The following is a 21,005-nucleotide window of genomic DNA, read 5'->3' as shown; positions in this document are numbered from 1 at the left end:
CATGCAGGTCACGATGACCGTCAACGACGTCGAGGTCACCCGGGAGATCGAGGGGCGCCTGCTGCTCGTGCACTTCCTGCGCGACACCCTCGGCCTGACCGGCACCCACTGGGGCTGCGACACCAGCAACTGCGGCACCTGCGTGGTCTGGCTCGACGGCGAGCCCGTCAAGTCGTGCACCGTGCTCGCCGCGATGGCCGGGGGCCACGAGGTGCGTACCGTCGAAGGCCTGGCCAACGGCGCCGAGCTCGACCCCATCCAGGAGGGCTTCCGGCAGTGTCACGGCCTGCAGTGCGGTTTCTGCACGCCGGGCATGATGATGACCTGCCGGGCCCTGCTCGACAAAAATCCCGACCCGACCGACGCCGAGATCCGCGAGGCCATCTCCGGCCAGATCTGCCGGTGTACGGGCTACTCGACCATCATCCGCTCGGTCCGCTGGGCGTCCGTTCACGAGGCCGCCGCCGCGGAGAAGCAGGAGGAGGTGGCGTCGGCATGACCGACTGCACCGGAGTGAGCGAAGCGGTCGTAGGGCCAGGAGGGCATGCCAAGGAGGGCTCAGCGTGACCGCCGTACAGGAACCGAAGCTCACCACCTTCGACGACAACGACCAGAAGCCGGTCGGCTACGGCCGGATGCTGCGCAAGGAGGACCCGCGGCTGCTGCGCGGCCGGGGCCGCTTCACCGACGACGTGCAGCTGCCGGGCATGCTGCACCTGGCCATCCTGCGCTCGCCGTTCGCCCACGCGAAGATCGTCAGCATCGACACCAGCGCCGCCGAGGCCGCGCCGGGCGTGCGGGCCGTCGTCACCGGCGCCGCCCTGGCCGAGCAGGGCCTGGCCTGGATGCCGACGCTCTCCAACGACGTGCAGGCCGTGCTCGCCACCGACAAGGTGCGCTTCCAGGGCCAGGAGGTCGCGTTCGTCGTGGCCGACGACCGCTACCAGGCCCGCGACGCGCTCGAGCTCATCGACGTCGAGTACGACGTGCTCGACCCGGTCATCGACGTCCGCAAGGCGCTCGCCCCGGGCGCCCCGCTGATCCGCGACGACCTCGAGGGCAAGGCCGACAACCACTGCTTCGACTGGGAGACCGGCGACGAGGACGCCACCGCGGCCGTCTTCGCCAAGGCCGACGTCGTCGTCGAGACCGATGTGGTCTACCCGCGCGTGCACCCGGCGCCCATGGAGACCTGCGGCGCGGTCGCCGACTTCGACCCGATCGAGGGCAAGCTGCGCCTGTGGTCGACCACCCAGGCCCCGCACGCCCACCGCACGCTCTACGCGATCGTGGCCGGCCTACCCGAGCACAAGATCCAGGTGATCGCCCCCGACATCGGTGGCGGCTTCGGTAACAAGGTGCCGATCTACCCCGGTTACGTCTGCGCGATCGTCGCCTCCATCGTCACCGGCAAGCCGGTGAAGTGGATGGAGGATCGCTCGGAAAACCTGATCAGCACGGGGTTCGCGCGCGACTACATCATGCGCGGCGAGATCGCGGCCACCCGCGACGGCAAGATCCTGGCCATCCGGACGAACGTGCTGGCCGACCACGGCGCCTTCAACGGCACCGCGGCGCCGGTGAAATATCCGGCCGGCTTCTTCGGCGTCTTCACCGGCAGCTACGACATCGAGGCCGCGTACTGCAAGATGACCGCGGTCTACACGAACAAGGCGCCGGGCGGCGTGGCGTACGCCTGTAGTTTCCGCATCACCGAAGCCGTCTACCTGGTCGAGCGCATCGTGGACACGCTCGCCTACGAGCTCGGCATGGACCCGGCCGAGCTGCGGCTGAAGAACTTCATCCAGCCCGAGCAGTTCCCGTACGAGACCAAGACCGGCTGGGTGTACGACTCGGGGAACTACGAGCCGACGATGCGCCTGGCCATGGACATCGCCGGGTACGCCGAGCTGCGCAAGGAGCAGGAGGAGAAGCGGGCCCGGGGCGAGCTCATGGGCATCGGCATCGGCTTCTTCACCGAGGCGGTCGGCGCCGGCCCGCGCAAGAACATGGACATCCTCGGCCTCGGCATGGCCGACGGCTGCGAGCTGCGCGTGCATCCGACCGGCAAGGCGGTCGTACGCCTGTCGGTGAAGACGCAGGGCCAGGGCCACGAGACCACGTTCGCGCAGATCGTGGCCGAGGAGATCGGCATCCCGCCGGCCGACATCGAGGTCGTGCACGGCGACACCGACCAGACCCCGTTCGGCCTGGGCACGTACGGCAGCCGCTCGACGCCGGTCTCCGGCGCCGCGGCCGCCCTGGTGGCCCGCAAGGTCCGCGACAAGGCCCAGATCATCGCCTCGGCGATGCTCGAGGTGACGGTGGCCGACCTCGAATGGGAGAAGGGCTCGTTCCAGGTCAAGGGCGACCCCGGCAAGTCGGTCACCATCCAGCAGATCGCCATGCGCGCCCACGGGGCCGGTGACCTGCCCGACGGCATCGAGGGCGGTCTCGAGGCGCAGATCTGCTACAACCCGTCGAACCTCACGTACCCGCACGGGGCGTACATCTGCGTCGTCGACATCGACCCGGGAACCGCGCAGGTCAAGGTGCGGCGCTTCATCGCGGTGGACGACTGCGGCACCCGCATCAACCCGATGATCATCGAGGGTCAGGTGCACGGCGGCCTCACCGACGGCGTCGGCATGGCGCTGATGGAGATGATCGCGTTCGACGAGGACGGCAACTGCCTCGGCGCCTCGCTCATGGACTATCTGATCCCGACGTCGCTCGAGGTGCCCGACTGGGAGACCGGATATACGGTCACGCCGTCGCCGCACCACCCGATCGGCGCCAAGGGCGTGGGGGAGTCGGCCACGGTCGGCTCGCCGCCGGCCATCGTGAACGCGGTGGTCGACGCTCTCAAACCCTTCGGTGTACGCCACGCCGACATGCCGCTGACTCCGTCGCGCGTCTGGGACGCCATGCGGGGACAAGCAACACCCCCGATTTAAGGAACACGCTGTGCTGATCGCGGAACGCGCGAGAGAACTGACGAACGAGCGCCGCCCGTTCGTGCACGCCACCGTCGTCCGCGCCCAGGAACCCACCTCGGCGCGGCCCGGTGACGACGCGGTCATCCTCGCCGACGGCTCCATCGAGGGGTTCGTCGGCGGGGTGTGCGCGGAGGGCTCGGTGCGGGCGGCCGCCCTCGACTCGCTGCGCGACGGCAACACGGTCCTGCTGCGGGTGCTGCCGGAGGAGTCGGCGCCGTTCCCGGAGACGCCGGGGGCGCTCGTGGTGGTCAACCCGTGCCACTCGGGCGGGGCGCTCGAGATCTTCCTGCGGCCGATGCTGCCCAAGCCGCTGGTCGGGATCTCCGGCAACACGCCCATCGGGACGGCCATCCGCGAGCTGGCCGCCTTCCTCGACTTCGAGGTCGCTCCCGCGGGCTCGTACGCGGGCGCCTCGGCGGTCGTGGTCGCGGGCCTCGGGCGCGACGAGGAGCAGCAGATCCACGCGGCCCTCGACGCCCAGGTTCCGTACATCGGCCTGGTCTCGAGCCACAAGCGCGGCGCGGCCGTCCTCGACGCGATGCGGCTGACCCCGGCCGAGCGGGAGCGGGTCCACGCCCACGCCGGGATCGACATCGGCGCCCGTACGCCCAAGGAGATCGCCCTGTCGATCCTGGCCGAGGTCGTGCGGGGCGTCCGCAAAGGCGGCATCGTCGCCGCGCCGCTCAGCGGGGTATCCCTGCCGATCCTGCAGGCCGAAGCCCCGCGCCAGGCCGTCGATCCGGTCTGTGGGATGTCGGTCCTGATCGGTGAGAACACCCCGCACGCGGTCGTCGACGGGCAGGACCACTGGTTCTGCTGCCCGGGATGCCGGGACAGGTACACGGCTTGAGCGTCACGGGCCTGGTCCTCGCGGCCGGTGGTTCGCTGCGGCTCGGTGAAGCCAAGCAGCTGCTGCCGTACCGCGGGCGGACCCTGCTCGACGCCACCCTCGACATGGCGCGCGCCTGCGGCTTCGACGAGCTGCTGGTGACCCTCGGCGGATCCGCCGCCGAGGTGCGCTCCCGCGTTGACCTCACCGGATGCACGGTGATCGACAACGCCGCGTTCTCGTCCGGCTGCGGCTCCTCAATCCGCTCCGGAGCCGCAGCCGTGACGACCGACGCCCTCGTCCTGCTGCTGGGCGACCAGCCGGGCGTCCAGCCATCCTCAGTGGACGGCTTGCTCGCCGCGCCGACGCCGCTCGCCGTCTGCCGGTACGACGACGGGCTCGGGCACCCGTTCCTCTTCCGCCGCGCCGTTTTCCCGGAGCTGCTCGACCTGCACGGCGACAAAGCGGTGTGGAAGCTGCTGCACTCGGGCCGTCACCCGGTCACCGAGGTGCCGGTGGCCGGGCCGGTGCCGATCGACGTCGACACGGCGGCCGACTATCAACGCCTTCTGGAGTCACCGTGAACTCGCCCGAGGACGTGCGGCAGCGGCTCGACGCGGTGGACTACCTCGTCGACGACGGCCTGGCCATGGCCGTGTTTCTGGCCCTGCGCCTGGGAAAGCCGCTCCTGCTCGAAGGCGAGCCGGGTGTGGGCAAGACGGCCGCGGCCAAGGCCCTGGCCGCCGCGCTGGCCACCGACTTCATCCGCTTGCAGTGCTACGAGGGGCTCACCGCCGGCGAGGCCCTCTACGAGTGGAACTATCAGCGTCAGCTCCTGGCCATCCGCCTGGCCGAGGCCCGGCAGGAGAAGATCGGCGACGCCGACCTGTTCACCGCCGAGTTCCTCCAGGAAAGACCGATCCTTCGCGCCGTACGTCATGACGGCCGCGTCCCGCCGGTCCTGTTGATCGACGAGATCGACCGGGCCGACGACGAGTTCGAGGCGCTGCTCTTCGAGTTCCTGGGCGAGGCCGCGATCACCGTCCCCGAGCTGGGGACCTTCACCGCCGTACGGCCTCCGATCGTCGTGCTCACCTCCAACCGCAGCCGCGAGCTGCACGACGCCCTGCGCCGCCGCTGCCTCTACCACTGGATCGAGTTCCCACCGCCGTCGTTCGCGGCCGAGATCGTCCGCCGCACGGTGCCCGGCGCGTCGGCGCCGCTGATCCGCAGCGCCACCGAGTTCATCGGCCGGGCCCGCCGCCTCGAGCTCGACAAGGCGCCCGGCCTGGCCGAGACCATCGACTGGGTGTCGGCCCTGACCGCCATGGGCGTCACCGACCTGGTCCCCTCCGACGTCGTCGGCACGATCGGCACGATCGCCAAGACGCCCGACGACCGGATCGCCGTCGCCCGCCTTGCCACTGAGGAGCCCTCATGAAGATCACCAACGAGTTCACGGTCCACACCCCGATCGACCGCGCCTGGCAGGCGCTGACGGACCTCGAGGGCATCGCCCCCTGCATGCCCGGCGCCCAGCTGACCGGCGTCGAGGGCGACGTCTACAAGGGCAAGGTGAAGGTGAAGGTCGGCCCGGTCATCTCCGAGTTCGCCGGCACGGCCCAGTTCACCGAGAAGGACGACACGGCCTACCGCGCCGTCATCGACGCCAAGGGCCGCGACGCCCGCTCCGCCGGCAACGCGGCCGCCCTGGTCACCGCGGTCCTCTCCCCGTCCGGCGACGACAGCACACTGGTCAGCGTCGACACCGACCTGAAGATCAGCGGAAAGCTGGCCCAGTTCGGCAGCGGCATGATCAAGGAGGTGTCGAGCAAACTCCTGACCCAGTTCGTCACCAACCTGGAAGCCAAGCTGGCCGCCGACACGGCAGCCTCATCCGCCGGCACCGCCTCATCCGCTGAAACCACCGCCGCCTCCGCTGAAACCACCGCCGCCTCCGCTGAAACCACCGCCGCCTCCACTGAAACCACCGCCGCCACCGCCGAGACCGCCGCATCGCCGGCCGAGCCGGCCACCACCATCGCCTCGGCGGCGGCGGTCGAGACCGCCCCCGAGACCAGCATCTCGCCGGCCGCCGTCGACCTCCCCCCGAACCCGTCGGCCATCGAGGACCCGGCCGGTCACGCCCTGAACGGCCGGGCCCCGACCTCGGCCGCGGCGGCCGTGGCCACGCCGGCCGCCGTCGCCGCTTCGCCCACGCCCGCTTCGCCCACGCCCGCTTCGCCCGCGCCTGCCTCGTCCGCGCCTGCCTCGTCCGCCCCTGCCTCGGCCGCCGCTGCCGAGGCCGAGCCGCTCGATCTGCTCGAGCTGGCCGGTGGGTCCATCTACAAGCGGCTCATCCCGGTGGCGGTCGGCGCGGTGGTCGTCGGCGCCGTCATCGCCTGGGTCATTGCCCGCCGCTGATCCCCGCCCGGCGCCCGGCGCGCGCCCCGTGATCCTGCGGGGGATCGACCGGGCCGCCTTCGCCGTGGCGTTCGTGGAGCGGCTGCGCCGTGCGGGAATCGGGGCCGGGCTCACCGAGACGGGTGACCTCGTGCACGCGCTGGAGGTCAGCCCGCCCGTGTCCGTGGAGGCTCTCTATTGGACGGTGCGGGTTGCCATCGTACGGCGTCATGGGGATCTGGAAGCCTTTGACCGGGTCTTCCGGGCCGTCTTCGACGAGGCGCCGCCGCTGCCGTTGACCCGTGCCGCCGTACCACCGAGCAAGCGTGACGATGTGCACCTGGCCGTGCCCCACGGGGTTGACGAGCCGGCGTCCGGGGGCGGGCTGCCGTGGGCGACGCTGCCGCCGGTCGTGGCCGCGGCCGAGCCCAGTGAGTCGCCGCTGCACACGCCCGAGCGCCGGCCCAGTGCCCTCGCCGCCCTGGCCGAGCTTCCGTTCGAGGAGCTGGACCCGCTTTCGCTGTCGCTGCTGGGTGATGCGTTGCGGGCGAGCCTGTCCCGCTGGCCGACCCGCCGGACCCGCCGCCACGCCGTCGACCCGGCCGGGCGCCGGATCGCGTTGCGCCCCACCATCGCCCGCGCCCGCCGCACGGCCTGGGAGCCGGTCACGGTGGTCCGGCAGCGCCCGGTCCGCCGCCCCCGCCGGGCCGTGCTGATCTGCGACGTCAGCGAGTCGATGCGCGCGCAGGCGGCCGCCTATCTGCACATGATGCGCGCCTTCACCATGGTCGCCGAGGCCGAGGTGTTCGCCTTCGCCACGACCCTGACCCGGCTGACCCCGGCCCTGCGCCGCGCTTCGGCGGCGGAGGCCATGGCCCACGCCACCGACGCGGTGGGCGACCGTTTCGGCGGTACCCGCATAGCCACCAACCTGACCGCCCTGCTCGACTCCCACCACGGCAACACGCTGCGCGGCGCCCTGGTCATCGTCGCCTCCGACGGCTGGGACAGCGACCCGCCCGACCGCATGACCGCCGCCATGGCCCGGCTGCGCCGCCGCGCCCACCAGATCCTGTGGCTGAATCCGCGCGCGGGCGTTCCCGGCTTCGCTCCGAAGGTGGCCGGAATGGCCGCCGCCCTCCCGTTCTGCGATCACCTGCTGTCGGCGGCCACCTTCGCCGACCTGTCAGCGGCCGTGCGGATCTTTCTCAGCTCCACAAAGTTACGTGGACCGAGGGGCGGAAATGGCCGACGTTGACGCCGGTGCCGCGCATCATGGCCTGGATGGCGCGGGGCGTCGAGGCGAAGCGGGCCAGTTCCCGCGCCGCCTGCGGAGCGTTGCGCTCGTCGAGCATGAGGGCGTGCCAGCCGGCTTCCAGCACGGCGTGCGGGCCGGCCACCCGTACGAGATGGCCCTTGCGAACGTCCGGGGCCACGGCGAACGACAGCGCCGGGGCCAGGCCCTTGCCGCGTTTGGCCTCCTCGACGGCGGCCGCGTTGCTCTGGTAGATCTGCTGCTTCTCCTCGGGGATGCCGAGCCGGCGCAGCAGGTCGGGCACCGCGCCGATTCCCGTGGCGGCCGACGGGCCGAGCAGCCACGTCTGGTCGCGGAGCTGGCCGGGGGAGGGGCGGACGACCGCGAGCGGGTGTTCGGGGCCGACGACCACCTCGATGCGGTAGTTCATGACCGGGCGCGTGGTCAGTTGCGGGGCGAGGACCGCCGGCGGTGGACCGATCACGATGTCGACCGTGCGGCTGATCAGGGTGGCCGCGAACGACGCCGGATCGCGCACGCTCAGCTCCACGTCGAGATCGGCCGCCCGCCCGGCGAACAGCTCGATCAGCCCCGGTGCGGCGTGCTCGGCGAACAGGCTGGAGGCACCGACCCGCAACAGCCGGCGTCCACGCCCGGCCGCGCTCACCTCGAGCACGGTGATGTCCTGAAGGCCCAGCATCTCCTGGGCCCGGCTGGCCAGCCGGAGGCCGCCGGGCGTGAAGGCCAGGCCCGATGACGTACGGGAGAAGAGCTGATCACCGAGCTCACGGCGCAACTGCCCGATGTGCAGGGACACGGCGGACTCGGACACGGACAGCTGGGCGGCCGCCAGTTTGACCGACCCGAGCCGGACCACAGCGGAGTAGGCGCGCAGTTGCGTCGGTGTCATCACCGGCGTCCACCACGTCGAGCCATGATCCGTCCCTCCAGGTAGTGGTGCGCGTCTCACCCGCAATCTATCGCGCCGCTACCGCCCAGGTACGGCCCGCAATGACAAAGTGGATCTTTCGCCCCCGCCCTTCTCCCGTCACGGTGTCGTGATGCGTGATCCGTCGTTAAAGCTACGGGCCTGTGTCAGACATGCCGGATTTGCCGGAACATGCTGATGGCGGATTTCGGCTCCTGAGTCCGTACCTTCAAGAACGTCTTCTCGATGGTCAACCCGACACCGTCGTCGACCGGTTTTTGCGAGGACCTTCATGCCGATCATGCGCCCTTCCCGCTCACCGCGGACGCATCCTGCATTCTCCAGCGCCGCCGCCGCGGTGGCCGCGCTCGCCGTGGTCGCCGCACCCTTGACGCCGGCCGCCGCGCGGGAGAGCCGGGGCGCCACCGGGAAGTGCGCCGCCTTGAAGCCCGTCTCGGCTGAACAGAGCGACTCCCGCTCGGCCGAACGAAGCGACTCCCGCTCGGCCGAACGCGCCGACGACCGCAGCGTGACCGAAAAAGATTACCCCCGCTTCACCGCTGCCGCTCAGGCTGATCTTGTGAGGATCTCGGTGCTCGACGCCGGCGTGCTCCGGCCCGACCTTCCCTCGCTGGTCGACGTGCGGCTGGCCGCCGCGCACGGCAGCGCCGACAGCGCCGCGCGCCGGGCCAAGACGACCGCGACCGGGCGCTACGCCGACGCCAAGCTGCTCGGCATGCAGCTTCCCGGTCTTCCGCCGCCCGGCAGCGCGGCCGAGCGGCAAGCCCCGCCCAACCGGCAGGCGGCCACGGCCGAGCTCGCCGGGCTTCAGGCGGCCGGCCTCGCCACGGTCAAACTCGGGCGCTCGACGGCCGAGGCCCGCTGGCTCGAGACGTACAACTGCGGCGCGACCGGACCGCTCACCCGCACCGCGACCATGCTCGCCGGCGTGGAACTGCTCAGCGGCGGCGGCCGCACCCCGGCCCTCCAGGCGCTGCGCCACCCGGACGACACCGCCCGCAGGACCAGCCTTCTCCGGCTCGGCCCGACGGGATCGACCCAGAGCGCCACCGATGTCGTACGCCTCGGCGACGGCCGCCGCGGCGTCAGCGCCGCCGCCGGTGTCGCCCTCTCCGATCTGACCCTCTTCGGCGGTACCCCGCAGGAGGTGTCGATCAAGGTGGTGACCCAGCCGACCCTGACCGTGGTCGCGGCCGGTGACCGCAATCGTTCATCCGTCACCTATCGCCCGGCTGTTCTCAAGGTCACCGCCGCCGGCAAGCCGATCGCCCATCTCGACACCGCGGACACCAGCGTGGGCGTCGACCTCTTCGGCGGCCTGGCCACCGAGGCCGCGCCGTCCCTGCTCTCGACACGCATCTCGCTCGGCGGCCCGCGCCAGATGATCGGCGATCGCGAGGTCCGCGCCGAGGCCGCCGCCCTCCGCGTGGAGGTCCTCCTCGGCAAGGCGCATCTTCTCGACGTCGCCCTCGGTTATCTCTACGCACAGGCGTCCACTGCCCCGGCGAAGGTGGCCGGCGCCGCACCGGCCGTCACAAAGCCAACAAAGCCCGCCAAGCCCACCGAGCCCGCCGAGCCCGCCGAGGCCACCGAGGCGCCGGAGAAAGAGCCCCAGGCCGCGGCGAAGCCCTCGAAGGCCACCGAGACGCCCCAGCCCGCGGAGACGGTCGCGGCGGAGGTGACCGCGGAGGCGGCCGGGGCCGGCGCCCTGGCCCGCACCGGCAACAACGTCTTCGCCGTGGTGACCGGCGGCGCCGTCCTGCTGATCCTGGGCATCGCCGCCGTGACCCTGTCCCGCCGCCGCCGGCAGGGCTGAGCAAGGACTTCACCGAGGGGGAACCGCGGGCGGCAGGTGGGGAGTGGAGCCCCACCTGCCGCCCCTTTTCCTGCTCTAGCCCCGGAAGACATCGACGTCTTAATATCTATGAAATCTTTTCGCGTTCGAGCGTTCCCCGAAGGGACACCTCATGCGCCGACGTCTTTCCGCCCTCGCGGCCTCCGTCCTGCTGGCCACCCTCCTCGTGCAGACCGACAGCCCGGCCCAGGCCGCCCCTGTCGAGAACACCGACTACTGCCTCGGCGAATGCTCCGACATCCTGCCGCCGGGCCAGAACGGCGACGCCGACCTGCTGCAGATCCTCGCCTCGCAGGCCTTCGGCACCAAGCCGCCGCACTCCGACGATCAGCTCGGGCCCTACGACGCGCTCGTCCACAGCTACACCGGCGTCACCGGCCAGCAGATCAACACCTTCTTCAACGACAGCTCGTACGGCGTCCAGGCCGCCGACGTCGCCACGACGATCTCCCCGCGCGCGGACGTCACCATCGTGCGCGACAAGAAGCTCGGCATCCCGCACATCACCGGCACCACCCGGGCCGGAACCATGTACGGCGCCGGTTACGCCGGCGCGCAGGACCGCCTCTTCCTGATGGACCTGCTCCGCCATGTCGCCCGGGGCAAGCTGACCCCGTTCGCGGGCGGCGCCGCCGGGAACCGTGCGCTGGAGCAGAGCGTCTGGCGCAACTCGCCGTACACCGAAGCCGATCTGCAGACCCAGATCGACACGCTGCGCACCTCGGGCGCGCGCGGCCAGCAGCTCTACACCGACGTCCAGTCGTACATCGCCGGCATCAACAAGTACATCGCCGACTGCATGGCCGCCCGCGACTGCCCGGGCGAGTACGTCCTGACCGGCCACCTCGACGCCATCACCAACGCCGGCGGCCCGGAGCAGTTCGTGCTCACCGATCTGGTGGCGGTCGCCGGGGTCATCGGCGGCTTGTTCGGCGGTGGCGGCGGCAACGAGATGCGGTCCGCGCTCGTCCGCATCGCCGCCCGCGCCAAGTACGGCACCGCTGCCGGCGACCAGGTGTGGCAACAGTTCCGCTCGCAGAACGACCCCGAGGCCGTTCTCACCCTCCACAACGGACAAACATTCCCGTACGGCGCGGGCAATCCGAACGCGTCCGGTGTCGCCATGCCCGACGCCGGAACGGCGACACCCGAGCCCATCGTGTACGACCGGACCGGCTCCGCCGCCACCGGTGTGTCGGGGAAGAGCTCGGTCGCTCTGGCGGTGACGCCGAACCAGCGCGGGATGTCGAACGCCGCTGTCGTCGGCGCCGCCAACTCGGCCACCGGCCACCCGATCGCCGTTTTCGGCCCGCAGACCGGCTATTTCGCGCCGCAGCTGCTCATGCTCCAGGAGCTGCAGGGCCCGGGCATCTCCAGCCGCGGCATCGCCTTCGCCGGCCTGAACCTCTACACCCTCATCGGCCGCGGCCCCGACTACGCCTGGAGCGCCACCTCGAGCATCCAGGACATCACCGACACGTACGCCGTGACCCTGTGCAACGTGGGCGGCGGCACCCCTACCGTCGCGTCGACCGGCTACCTCTACCACGGCCAGTGCCTGGCCATGGAGCCTCTCACCCAGCAGAACGCGTGGACCCCGACGACCGCCGACGCCACCCCGGCCGGCTCCTACCGGCTCACCTCGCTGCGCACCAACTACGGCCTGGTCCAGTGGCGCGGCCTCGTCGGCGGCGTGCCCACCGCGTTCACCGCCCTGCGCTCGACCTATCGGCACGAGGCCGACTCCGCCGTCGGCTTCCAGATGTTCAACGAGCCGGCCCAGATGGGCACCCCGGCCGCGTTCACCGCCTCCGCGTCCCAGATCGTGTTCGCCTTCAACTGGTTCTACATCAACAGCAAGGACATCGCGTACGTCACCTCGGGCGCCGAACCGGTCCGCCCGGCCGGCGCCGACCCGAACCTGCCGACGAAGGCGGAACCGGCCTACGAGTGGGCCGGCTGGAATCCCGTGGCCAACACGGCGACCTACCGCCCGCTCGCGGTCCGTCCGCAGGCCGTGAACCAGGACTACTTCGTCAGCTGGAACAACAAGCAGGCGGCCGGATATTCGGCGGCCGACGGCAACTTCAGCTTCAGCGCCGTGCACCGGGCCGACCTGCTCGACCGCCCGGTCAAGGCGGCCGTGGCGGCCGGGCAGAAGTACGACCGGGCCGGCCTGCTCAAGGTGGTCGAGTCGGCCGCCACCACCGATCTGCGCGGCGCCGAGGTCCTCGACGACGTGCTGCGCGTCATCGACACCGCGCCGGTGGCCGACGCCGCCCAGGCGGCCGCCATCGCCAAGCTCCGCGCCTGGCGCAACGCCGGCTCACATCGGGAGGAGACGGCGGCCGACAGCGAGGTCTACAAGGACGCCGACGCCATCCGCATCATGGACGCGTGGTGGCCGAAGCTGGTCGTCGCGCAGTTCTCCACCGGGCTCGGCGACGGCCTGTTCGACTCGCTCGTCGACGCCCTGCAGATCAACGAATCGCCCTCCGGCGGGCAGACCGGGCCCGTCTCCGGCCTGCCGAGCTCGGCGAACGAGTCCCAGGCCCACAAGGGCTCGGCCTTCCAGTACGGCTGGTGGGGCTGGGTCTCCAAGGACCTGCGGGCCACCCTCGGCGACGCCGTGCCCAACTGGCCGGCGAAGTACTGCGGCGGCGGCGCCGTCGGCGCCTGCCGCACGGCCCTGCTGAGCAGCCTCAGCGCCGCGCTGGCCGAGCCGGCGGCCACCACCTATCCCGGCGACGAGCACTGCGCCGCCGGCGCCCAGTGGTGTGCTGACGCGATTTTGCACAGCCCGCTCGGCGGCATCGAGCACGACCTCGTCTCATGGCAGAACCGGCCCACCTATCAGCAGGTCGTCTCGTTCCCGGCCGCCCGCGGCGACGACGTCTCGAACCTGGCCTCGGGCCGCGCCGTCACCGCGTCCAGCACCCAGTCCGGATATCCCGCCGCCAACGCCGTCGACGGCAACCGGAGCAGCCGCTGGGCCAGTTCGTGGTCGGACAACCAGTGGCTGCGCGTCGACCTCGGCTCGTCGCGCCCGGTGGCCCGGGCCGTCCTGCACTGGGAGAGCGCGTACGCCTCGGCCTATCGGATCGAGACCTCGGCCGACGGCAGCAGCTGGACCACCGCCGCCACCGTGACCGGCGGCAACGGGGGCACCGACGTGGCCGGCTTCCCCACCACGAACGCCCGCTATCTGCGGGTGGTGGGGCAGACCCGGGCGACCTCGTACGGCATCTCGCTCTACGAACTGGAGGTCTTCGCGCACTGATCGCGCAGCCAGCGGTAGGAGTCGCGTGGCGTGCGCTCCTGGGTGCCGAAGTCGACGTGCACGAGGCCGAACCGCTGCGAATAGCCCTCGGCCCACTCGAAGTTGTCCAGCAGCGACCACACGAAATAGCCGCGCACGTCGACACCGGCCTCGATCGCCGCGCGGACCGCCGCCAGGTGTGACTCCAGATAGCCGACCCGGAAGGCGTCGGCGACGCCCTCCTCCGCCGAACAGCCGTTCTCGGTGATGTAGATCGGAGGCAGGGCGCCGCCGTACGTCTCCCGCAGCCCCGTGAGGAGCTCGGTGAGCCCGGCCGGCACCACGGGCCACCCGAAGGCCGTGGCCGGATAGCCCTCGATGGGCCGGATCTCGAACGGCAGGTCACCCTCGCCGGTCGCCGTCCCGACCAGCGTCGGGTTGTAATAGTTCACGCCGAGCGCGTCTATCGGCGTACGGATGATGTCGAGGTCGTCGCCCTTGATGTGTGGCTCCAACCCCGGGAGCAGGAATTCCGGGTACGAGCCCAGCAGCACCGGATCGTTGAACAGCCGGTTGTGGAAGCCGTCGTACACCGCGGCCGCCTCCCGGTCCTGTTCGGCCGACCACACCGGCGTGCAGTTGTTGGTGAGCCACACTTCGCGCGCGCCCGCCGCCTTGAGCGCCCGCACCGCCAGCCCGTGCCCGAGCAGCTGGTGGTGGGCGACCGGCAGCGCGCCCAGCCCGAGCGCCCGCCCCGGCGCGTGCGTGCCCCACGCGTAGCCCTGCGCCATGTGCACGACCGGCTCGTTCAGCGTGATGAACCGGGCCACGCGGTCGCCGAGCCGGGCCGCGACCAGTTCAGCGTATTCGGCGAAGCGGAACGCCGTGTCCCGGTTGAGCCAGCCGCCCTCGTCCTCCAGGGCCTGCGGCAGATCCCAGTGGAACAGCGTCGGTACCGGCTCGATGCCCCGCTCGAGCAGCGCGTCCACGAGCCGGTCGTAGAAGCCGAGATCCCGCGCCCGGGGCCAGGCGATCGAGAACCGGTACGCCCCCACGCCCAGGCCGGCCAGCAGCGCCACATCCTCGGCCCAGCGGTGGTAGTGGTCGCACGCCACATCACCGGTGTCGCCGTTCCTCACACGGCCAGGAGTGTGCGCGAACGTGTCCCAGATCGACGGGACGCGCCCGTCCTCGTGCACCGCGCCCTCGATCTGGTAGGACGCCGTCGAAGCCCCGTACAGGAAACCCGCCATCGCCACAGGCTAATGTCGGCGGCCCGGCCGGGATAGCCTGCGGCGGTGATCGAGGAACGCGAGCTCACCGCCGAGGTCGACCTCTGCCGCCCCGACGGCCGCCTCAACCCCGAGGCCGTCGGCTGGACCCGCCGGCCGCTGCACCGCGCCAACCTTCGGGGCTGGGGCCGCGGAAAACGCTGGGAATACTGGGGAATCGTCACCCCCAGCCACATCGTGGGTGTGGTCGTCTCATCCCTCGACTACGCGGGTGTCCACGGCCTCTACGTCCTCGACCGGGTCAGCGGCCGCGAGACCCGCGCCGACGCCACGATCCTGTTCGACCGCAACACCGTCCTGCCCGACCGCAGCGGCGGCCAGGTCTCGGCGACGGCCGGCGACCTGCACATCACGATCGACCAGGACCACATCAAGGCGTCCGCCCCCGGCATGGAAATAGACCTGGTGGTGGGCCCGGGCGGCGAGTCCCTGGGCGTGGTGGTCCCGTTCAGCGACCGCCTGTTCCAGTACACGGTGAAGGACGTCGGCCGCCCGGTCAGCGGCACATTGCGGTTGTCGGGCACCGAATACCCCGTACCCCCGGAACGCTCTTTCGCCGTGCTGGACCATGGCCGGGGCCGCTGGCCGTACGCGGTCACCTGGAATTGGGCCGCCGGCGCGGGCGACGGCCGAGCGATCCAGCTCGGCGGCCGCTGGACCGACGGCACCGGCTCCACCGAGAACGCGCTGTTCCTCGACGGCCGCCTCCACAAAATCAGCGAAGACCTCACGTGGGAGTACGACCGCACCGACTGGCTGCGCCCGTGGCGCGTCCACGGCACCCGCGCCGACGTCCATTTCGAGCCGTTCCACGAGCGGGTGGCCCGCACCAACCTGGCCGTCCTGGCCTCGGAGACCCACCAGTGCTTCGGCCGCTTCACGGGCTGGGCCATGGACGACAACGGCGACCGCGTCGACCTCGACGGCCTGACCGGCTGGGCCGAGGAGGCGAAAAACCGTTGGTAGCCCTGCGCCCGCTGACCGCCTCCGACTTCCCGGCCGTGCACAGCTGGGCCCAGCTGCCGGAGGTCTGCCGCTTCCAGACGTGGGGCCCCAACACCCTCGCCGAGTCACAGGCTTTCACCCTCACCGCCGCGCGGGCGTGGGCCCAGACCCCACAAACCCGTTTCCCGTACGCCGTGACGACCGGCGGCGACATCGTAGGAACCGCCGAGCTCAAGCTGCGAGGCCCCCACGAGGCCGAGATCGCGTACCTGATCCACCCCGCCCACCAGGGCCAGGGCTTGGCCACAGCCGCCGCCACCCGCTTGCTCAATTTGGCCTTCCACACATTCGGCCGCCACCGCGTCTACGCCACGTGCGACCCCCGAAACCAGGCCTCAGCCCGAGTCCTCACCAAGCTGGGCATGACCCACGAGGGCCGCCTCCGCGAGACCCTCCTCCTCCGAGACGGCTGGCGAGACTCAGACCTCTACGCCGTGCTGACCCACGAGTGGCGCAGCGATTAGCGCTCCTCCAGGGCTTGCCGGGCGATGTCCCGGATCTCCGGGTCGGGATCTTCCGACAGGGCAGCCAGCAGCGACCCCGATCGCCGGAGCAGGCCCAGATTCCGCGCGAGCCGGACACGGGCGATCGGAACGGTGTCGGCCAGGACGCGCCGAACCGCCTCGGCCGCCCGTTCGTGGGTCAGCGGGTCGATCGTTTGACCGGCGAGGCGGCCGATCGCCTCACCCAGCACCCCGCGGACGACCCTCGACGGGTCGGCCACCAGCGGGATCAGGAGATCGAAAGCGTCGGGGGAGCCGGACCAGCCCAGGCGGATGACGGCCTCGCGGCGGATCCACTCGTCGGGGTCATGCAGGGCCTCGACCACGATCTCGCGCAGGGCCACGTCGCTGGTCAAACCGGAGAACGCCTCGCGGCGCATCGACGGGTCGGGGTCGGACATGGCCTCGCGCATCAGGCCGAGGTCGTCCGGGCCGACGATGCTGCCGAGCGCCCACAGGCCGGCCCGGCGCAGGTGCGGGCCGGGGCTGGCGACGGCGGCGAGCACCGCGGGCCGGCACCCCTCGGGATCCTCGTGGAGGGCGCGGCCCACGCTCAGCTGAAACGGCTCCGGATCCTCGAAACCCTCCAAGGCCGGCCCGAGGAGGCCCAGCAGCCAGGGAACGGCCGCCGCACCCTCGACGCCGACCAGAATGCGGGCCATCAGGCCGGCGCGGTACCAGTCCTCCGCCTCGGCGAGAGGCTGAAGGGCGGCGCGCACCGGGACGATCAGCGAACGGTCGCCGCTGGCGGCCAACTCCAGCACGTGGGGGTACGGGTCATCGTGCGCGAGGATCTCGTCGAGCGTCAGCACGGCCACACTCTGACCGGCCACCCGCCACGGGGCAACCCCGGCCTGATCATGATGGTGGGGATGATCCGTACCCGCCTTCTCGCCGCTGCCTCCGCTCTCGCCGTGATCGGCGGGGCCGTCACCATGCTGGTCGCTCTGGTCGCCGCGCCCGGGTCGTGGCTGGTCGGCTATGTCAGTGAGGCCGGCACCGCGGGCGTGCCCTACGCCATCCCGTACCGCCTCGGCCTCGTCACCCTTGCCGTCGGCGTCGCCCTCCTGGGCGCGGCGGTCCGGCTTCCGTTTGCCTCGCCCGCCCTTTTCGCCGCTGCCGGGCTGGCCGCTGTCTCCGGGGTCGTGCCCTGCACCAACCGGTGCCCCCTTCCGCCCTACGATCCGACCACGCCGGCTGACGTCGTCCACGCGGGCGCCACGATTCTCGGCATGCTCACGCTTGCCGCGGCGATGGCCTCGATCTGGTGGTACGCCTCGGAGCCCACCCTCGAACGCCTCGCCGCCGTCGGTGTCGCGCTGACCGTGCCGCTCGGGGCCGCCCTCGGGCTGACCATGCTCCTTGCCGGGCGCGGCACGCTGGGCGCGATCCTGGAGCGCCTCCTGCTGGCCGAGGCGGTCGTCTGGCTGGTCGGCACCGCGGTGGTGACGGCGCGGGCGCGCACGCGAGCGGACTCTCTGGCAAACTGATTGCACTTTGCAAGCGGTTCCATGGGCGGAGCGAATCGCCATGGGCAAGCTGATCTTCCTAAACGGCGTGGTGTTCCTGCGGTACTCGGTCCGCACATGACACGCCCGGTGATGGCGGGTGCCATCACCGGGCGTACCCCCGATGGGTGAAAAGCTATTTGGTGGTGCTGCTCGGCTTGGCCGGCGTGTTGGAGGTCTTGCCGCCGTCCGGCTTGATGGCGAACCACTTGCCGTTCAGGCCCTGCCCGTTGAGGTCGCCCGCCTTGGCGTCGGCGACGAAGTAGTAGACCGGCCAGCCGTTGATGGTCACCTGGCACGTGCCGTCGGCGCGCTCGACGTAGCCGACGATCTGCGGGTCGACGCCGTCCGGGAAGATCTTGCCGGGCGACTTGATGAGCAGGGGCGGCCAGGCGGTCGCGCAGTCGCCGTTGCAGTTGGACTTCGGCGGCTTGTTGGTGTCGTTGTCGAAGCGGTAGAGCGTGCGGCCGGCGCCGTCGGTCACGTATTCGCCGATGCCCTCGGCCTCAGTCACGTTGAGCTCGACGACCTTGCTGCCGGCGGTGCGGGACTTCGGCGGGGTGATGTCCTGCTGGGACGGTCCGCTGAAGATCTTGACCCACTTCTGCGTCTTGGCCACGGTGGGGGAGGGTGCGGGGGCGGGCTGCTCAGTCTCTTCCGGGTCGGCCGCCTCGTCAGCGGCGGCGTCCTCGGTGGCTGCGGCGGACGCCGTGGGCTCGGTGGCCTCGGGCTCCTCGGCCTGCTCGAGGCCGGCGCCGGCGAGGTCCTCCTGCTGCGGATCCGGTCCCTGCGGGTTGAGCGGCGCCTCGGAACCCGTCACCGCCACCGGCACCGTGCCGGCCGCCGGGGCCGCGGAGTTGCCGGCCTGGTTGCCACAGGCCGCCACGCTCGCCAGCCCGGCGATCATGGCGGCGACGTAGATCGTCCTGCTCCGCTTCATCATGGCTGTCTCCCGTGTAGTGAACCGACGAATGCCCTCCACACGTCACTCCGATGGGGAGCGGTTCACCGGGTTGTGCCACTTTCCGGAAAATCTTGATCCGGGGAGCCACCCGCCGCGTACTCCCGGTAGCCGCGGCACAGTACTTTCATCGATGTCGTCTTCGACTTCAGACCCGTACGAAGCGGCGCGTGAAGGTGCCGCGGGGAGAGAGACGGATGCCGTCCAGCAGAACCAGACCACACCGGGAGGTGGCCGATGAAGCACTGGTCAGATCTTTATTCCAGGAACACGGCCGGGCCATGCTCGCGTACGCCACGCAGCTGACCAGAGACCGCGCCGCCGCCGAGGACGTGGTCCAGGAGGCGCTCGTGCGCGCCTGGCGGCACCCGGACAGCCTGAACAACGGGAAGGGCTCCGTGCGCGGCTGGCTGCTCACGGTCGTACGCAACATCGTGCTGGACCAGATCCGGGCCCGGAACCGGCGTCCCCCCGAGGTGGGCGAAAGCCCACCGGACGCCGCCGTCGAGGGTGACCACGCCGACCAGGTCGTCACGTCGATGGTCGTGGTGGACGCGCTGAGCAAGCTGTCCAACGAGCACCGTGAAGTGCTGGAACAGGTCTATCTCCGCGGCAACACGGTGGCCGAGGCCGCCGAGGCGCTCGGCATCCCGCCGGGCACGGTCAAATCTCGCTCCTTCTACGCGTTGCGGGCCCTGCGCGAGGCCGGCACGGAACGGTTGGCATCATGACGGCGCCGGAGAGCGCGAACCCCCCGACCAACGACCACGTCGACCTGGCCGGATATCTGATGGAGATGCTCACGCCGGATCAGAAGGCGGCGGCCGACGAGCACCTGGCCGCGTGCGCCGAGTGCCGCGAGGAGATCGAGTCGCTGCGCGAGTGGTCGGCCCAGTTGGCCGAGGTGCCCGAGCCGATGCTGCTCGACGGCCCGCCCGACGATGCCGACCTGCTGCTGCAAAGGACGCTTCGGCAGGTACGGACGGAGAGCGCCGGCAGGCGCAAGAGGCGGTGGGCCTCGGTGACGTCCATCGCGGCCGTCGCCGTGGCCATCGCGGTGGCCGGCGGCCTGGTGGTGGGCCGGCAGACCGCGCCCACAGCCGATCCGATCGCGCAGGCTACGACCTCGGCGCCGGCCGGAGCCCGAACGGGCTCGGCGACAGACGCGACGACCGGCGCGACGATGCAGACGACGGTGCTCCCGGCGGCGGGCTGGGTGCGGGTGAGCGCCACGGTCGGCGGCATCCCGGCCGGCGAGAAGTGCGTGCTCGAGGTGGTCGGCAAGGACGGCACGCCCGCGGTCGCGGGCAGCTGGCTGGTGTCGCCCGCCGGCGAGGCCGACGGGACGACACTGAGCGGGAGCGCCCTGATCGACCCGGCCGACGTCGCTTCCGTACGGGTGGTGAACACCACCGGGAAGCAGTTCGTGACCGTGCCGGTCTGAATCCCGGCTACCAGGAGACCGGGCCGAGACGGTCGACGAAGGAACCTGTCGGCCCCTCGGCCCCGATCGTCGCCAGCCGAATGATCGCGTCGGTGCCCTCGGTGACCGTCAGCTGGCCGGTGTGCCGGTTCATGTCGGTGGCCGCGAACTTGCGGTTGGCGACCTCTCCCGGCGTGACGACGTTGAACTTGATGGCCGGCAGCGCCTGCGCGTAGCGAACGGTGATCATGTGCAACGCCGCTTTCGACGAGCTGTAGGCGAGCTCGTGCATCTTGGAGACGGGCTGCTCCGGGTCCGTCACCACCGCGAAGCTGCCGCCGCCGCTGCCCACCATCACCACCCGGGGATGGTCCGCCGCGTTCAGCAGGGGCAGGAACGCCCGCGTGACCCGGATCGGCCCGTACACATTGGTCTCATAGACAGAGTGGACCTCCTCGACCGTCGCCTCGGCGGGCGCGACCGCGTTTCCCGGCGTGCCCGCGTTGTTGACGAGCACGTCCATCCGATCGGTGTGCTTCCCGACGAGCCGCACCGCGTCCGCCACCGACTCGTCCGAGGTCACGTCCAGCGTTATCGGGACCACGTCGGCACCACCTGCGGCCAGCCGAGCGGCGGCCTCCGTTCCGCGACCCGCGTCCCGTGAACCGAGAAAGACCTTCCAGCCCTGTTCCCCGAGCCGTCGAGCGGTTTCCAGTCCGAGCCCTTTGTTAGCGCCGGTGATCAGCACTGTCGTCATGTGAACT

19 protein-coding genes are annotated in these 21,005 nt (G+C 71.2%); 14 read left to right on the top strand and 5 right to left on the bottom strand.

Translation table 11 applies throughout. The features are described 5' to 3' along the window. The first annotated feature begins 1 nt into the window (after window position 1). The 7 genes from ACFY36_RS09145 (at window position 2) to ACFY36_RS09115 (ending at window position 7,489) form a co-directional block, all read left to right on the top strand. Window positions 2-499 (top strand): (2Fe-2S)-binding protein, encoded by a 498-nt coding sequence (locus ACFY36_RS09145; RefSeq protein WP_499745392.1) that lies wholly within the window; start codon window positions 2-4, stop codon window positions 497-499. 64 nt (window positions 500-563) lie between these two features. Then, window positions 564-2,957, top strand: a complete 2,394-nt coding sequence (locus ACFY36_RS09140) for an aerobic carbon-monoxide dehydrogenase large subunit (RefSeq protein WP_499745391.1) — start codon at window positions 564-566, stop codon at window positions 2,955-2,957. 10 nt (window positions 2,958-2,967) lie between these two features. Then, the gene (locus ACFY36_RS09135) at window positions 2,968-3,849 is read left to right on the top strand and encodes an XdhC family protein (protein WP_499745390.1); all 882 of its coding nucleotides are present in this window, start codon (window positions 2,968-2,970) and stop codon (window positions 3,847-3,849) included. Continuing rightward, window positions 3,846-4,412 carry a nucleotidyltransferase family protein gene (locus ACFY36_RS09130; RefSeq protein WP_499745389.1) on the top strand — a complete coding sequence of 189 codons (567 nt, stop codon included), beginning with the start codon at window positions 3,846-3,848 and terminating at the stop codon, window positions 4,410-4,412. The genes ACFY36_RS09135 and ACFY36_RS09130 overlap by 4 nt, the downstream gene beginning before the upstream one ends. Further along, complete coding sequence (locus ACFY36_RS09125; RefSeq protein WP_499745388.1) at window positions 4,409-5,269, top strand: AAA family ATPase; 861 nt, start codon at window positions 4,409-4,411, stop codon at window positions 5,267-5,269. The genes ACFY36_RS09130 and ACFY36_RS09125 overlap by 4 nt, the downstream gene beginning before the upstream one ends. Continuing rightward, a complete protein-coding gene (locus ACFY36_RS09120) occupies window positions 5,266-6,252 on the top strand; it encodes an SRPBCC family protein (RefSeq protein WP_499745387.1) in 987 nt (328 codons plus the stop codon). Before ACFY36_RS09125 ends, ACFY36_RS09120 begins: the two co-directional genes overlap by 4 nt. Further along, window positions 6,239-7,489 (top strand): vWA domain-containing protein, encoded by a 1,251-nt coding sequence (locus tag ACFY36_RS09115; protein WP_499745386.1) that lies wholly within the window; start codon window positions 6,239-6,241, stop codon window positions 7,487-7,489. Before ACFY36_RS09120 ends, ACFY36_RS09115 begins: the two co-directional genes overlap by 14 nt. Here the strand turns inward: ACFY36_RS09115 and ACFY36_RS09110 are convergent. Next, on the bottom strand, window positions 7,440-8,396 hold the full coding sequence (locus ACFY36_RS09110) for a LysR family transcriptional regulator (protein ID WP_499745385.1): 957 nt from the start codon (window positions 8,394-8,396) through the stop codon (window positions 7,440-7,442). The two genes, ACFY36_RS09115 and ACFY36_RS09110, sit on opposite strands and share 50 nt — an antisense overlap. Before the next feature lie 310 nt (window positions 8,397-8,706). Between ACFY36_RS09110 and ACFY36_RS09105 the strand changes: the two genes are divergently transcribed. Both ACFY36_RS09105 and ACFY36_RS09100 read left to right on the top strand, forming a co-directional pair. Continuing rightward, window positions 8,707-10,251, top strand: a complete 1,545-nt coding sequence (locus tag ACFY36_RS09105) for a hypothetical protein (protein WP_499745384.1) — start codon at window positions 8,707-8,709, stop codon at window positions 10,249-10,251. Between the two features lie 151 nt (window positions 10,252-10,402). Beyond that, window positions 10,403-13,570, top strand: a complete 3,168-nt coding sequence (locus tag ACFY36_RS09100; protein ID WP_499745383.1) for a penicillin acylase family protein — start codon at window positions 10,403-10,405, stop codon at window positions 13,568-13,570. Here the strand turns inward: ACFY36_RS09100 and ACFY36_RS09095 are convergent. Further along, window positions 13,543-14,802, bottom strand: coding sequence for a GH1 family beta-glucosidase (locus ACFY36_RS09095; protein WP_499745382.1), 1,260 nt, complete (start codon window positions 14,800-14,802; stop codon window positions 13,543-13,545). The two genes, ACFY36_RS09100 and ACFY36_RS09095, sit on opposite strands and share 28 nt — an antisense overlap. 45 nt (window positions 14,803-14,847) lie before the next feature. Between ACFY36_RS09095 and ACFY36_RS09090 the strand changes: the two genes are divergently transcribed. Then, window positions 14,848-15,807, top strand: a complete 960-nt coding sequence (locus tag ACFY36_RS09090; protein ID WP_499745381.1) for a DUF2804 domain-containing protein — start codon at window positions 14,848-14,850, stop codon at window positions 15,805-15,807. After that, window positions 15,801-16,310, top strand: a complete 510-nt coding sequence (locus tag ACFY36_RS09085; RefSeq protein WP_499745380.1) for a GNAT family N-acetyltransferase — start codon at window positions 15,801-15,803, stop codon at window positions 16,308-16,310. Before ACFY36_RS09090 ends, ACFY36_RS09085 begins: the two co-directional genes overlap by 7 nt. Here the strand turns inward: ACFY36_RS09085 and ACFY36_RS09080 are convergent. After that, on the bottom strand, window positions 16,307-17,161 hold the full coding sequence (locus ACFY36_RS09080; protein WP_499745379.1) for a HEAT repeat domain-containing protein: 855 nt from the start codon (window positions 17,159-17,161) through the stop codon (window positions 16,307-16,309). The genes ACFY36_RS09085 and ACFY36_RS09080 overlap by 4 nt on opposite strands. 60 nt (window positions 17,162-17,221) lie before the next feature. Here ACFY36_RS09080 and ACFY36_RS09075 point away from each other — a divergent pair, with 60 nt between their 5' ends. After that, the gene (locus ACFY36_RS09075; protein ID WP_499745378.1) at window positions 17,222-17,839 is read left to right on the top strand and encodes a DUF998 domain-containing protein; all 618 of its coding nucleotides are present in this window, start codon (window positions 17,222-17,224) and stop codon (window positions 17,837-17,839) included. A gap of 154 nt (window positions 17,840-17,993) precedes the next feature. On the opposite strand, the gene ACFY36_RS09070 is transcribed toward ACFY36_RS09075, so the two are convergent. Then, complete coding sequence (locus ACFY36_RS09070) at window positions 17,994-18,800, bottom strand: COG4315 family predicted lipoprotein (RefSeq protein WP_499745377.1); 807 nt, start codon at window positions 18,798-18,800, stop codon at window positions 17,994-17,996. A 215-nt stretch (window positions 18,801-19,015) separates the two neighbouring features. Here ACFY36_RS09070 and ACFY36_RS09065 point away from each other — a divergent pair, with 215 nt between their 5' ends. Continuing rightward, on the top strand, window positions 19,016-19,549 hold the full coding sequence (locus tag ACFY36_RS09065; RefSeq protein ID WP_097323397.1) for a sigma-70 family RNA polymerase sigma factor: 534 nt from the start codon (window positions 19,016-19,018) through the stop codon (window positions 19,547-19,549). After that, window positions 19,546-20,262, top strand: a complete 717-nt coding sequence (locus tag ACFY36_RS09060) for an anti-sigma factor family protein (protein ID WP_499745376.1) — start codon at window positions 19,546-19,548, stop codon at window positions 20,260-20,262. Before ACFY36_RS09065 ends, ACFY36_RS09060 begins: the two co-directional genes overlap by 4 nt. 7 nt (window positions 20,263-20,269) lie before the next feature. On the opposite strand, the gene ACFY36_RS09055 is transcribed toward ACFY36_RS09060, so the two are convergent. Then, window positions 20,270-20,998: an SDR family NAD(P)-dependent oxidoreductase gene (locus tag ACFY36_RS09055; RefSeq protein WP_499745375.1), complete on the bottom strand. Its 729-nt coding sequence runs from the start codon at window positions 20,996-20,998 to the stop codon at window positions 20,270-20,272. Window positions 20,999-21,005: the final 7 nt, after the last annotated feature.

Origin of the sequence: Actinoplanes sp. NPDC000266, from assembly GCF_042899005.1 — a bacterium.
Classification (GTDB): domain Bacteria; phylum Actinomycetota; class Actinomycetes; order Mycobacteriales; family Micromonosporaceae; genus Actinoplanes.
This window is presented reverse-complemented; position numbering and strand designations above follow the sequence as displayed.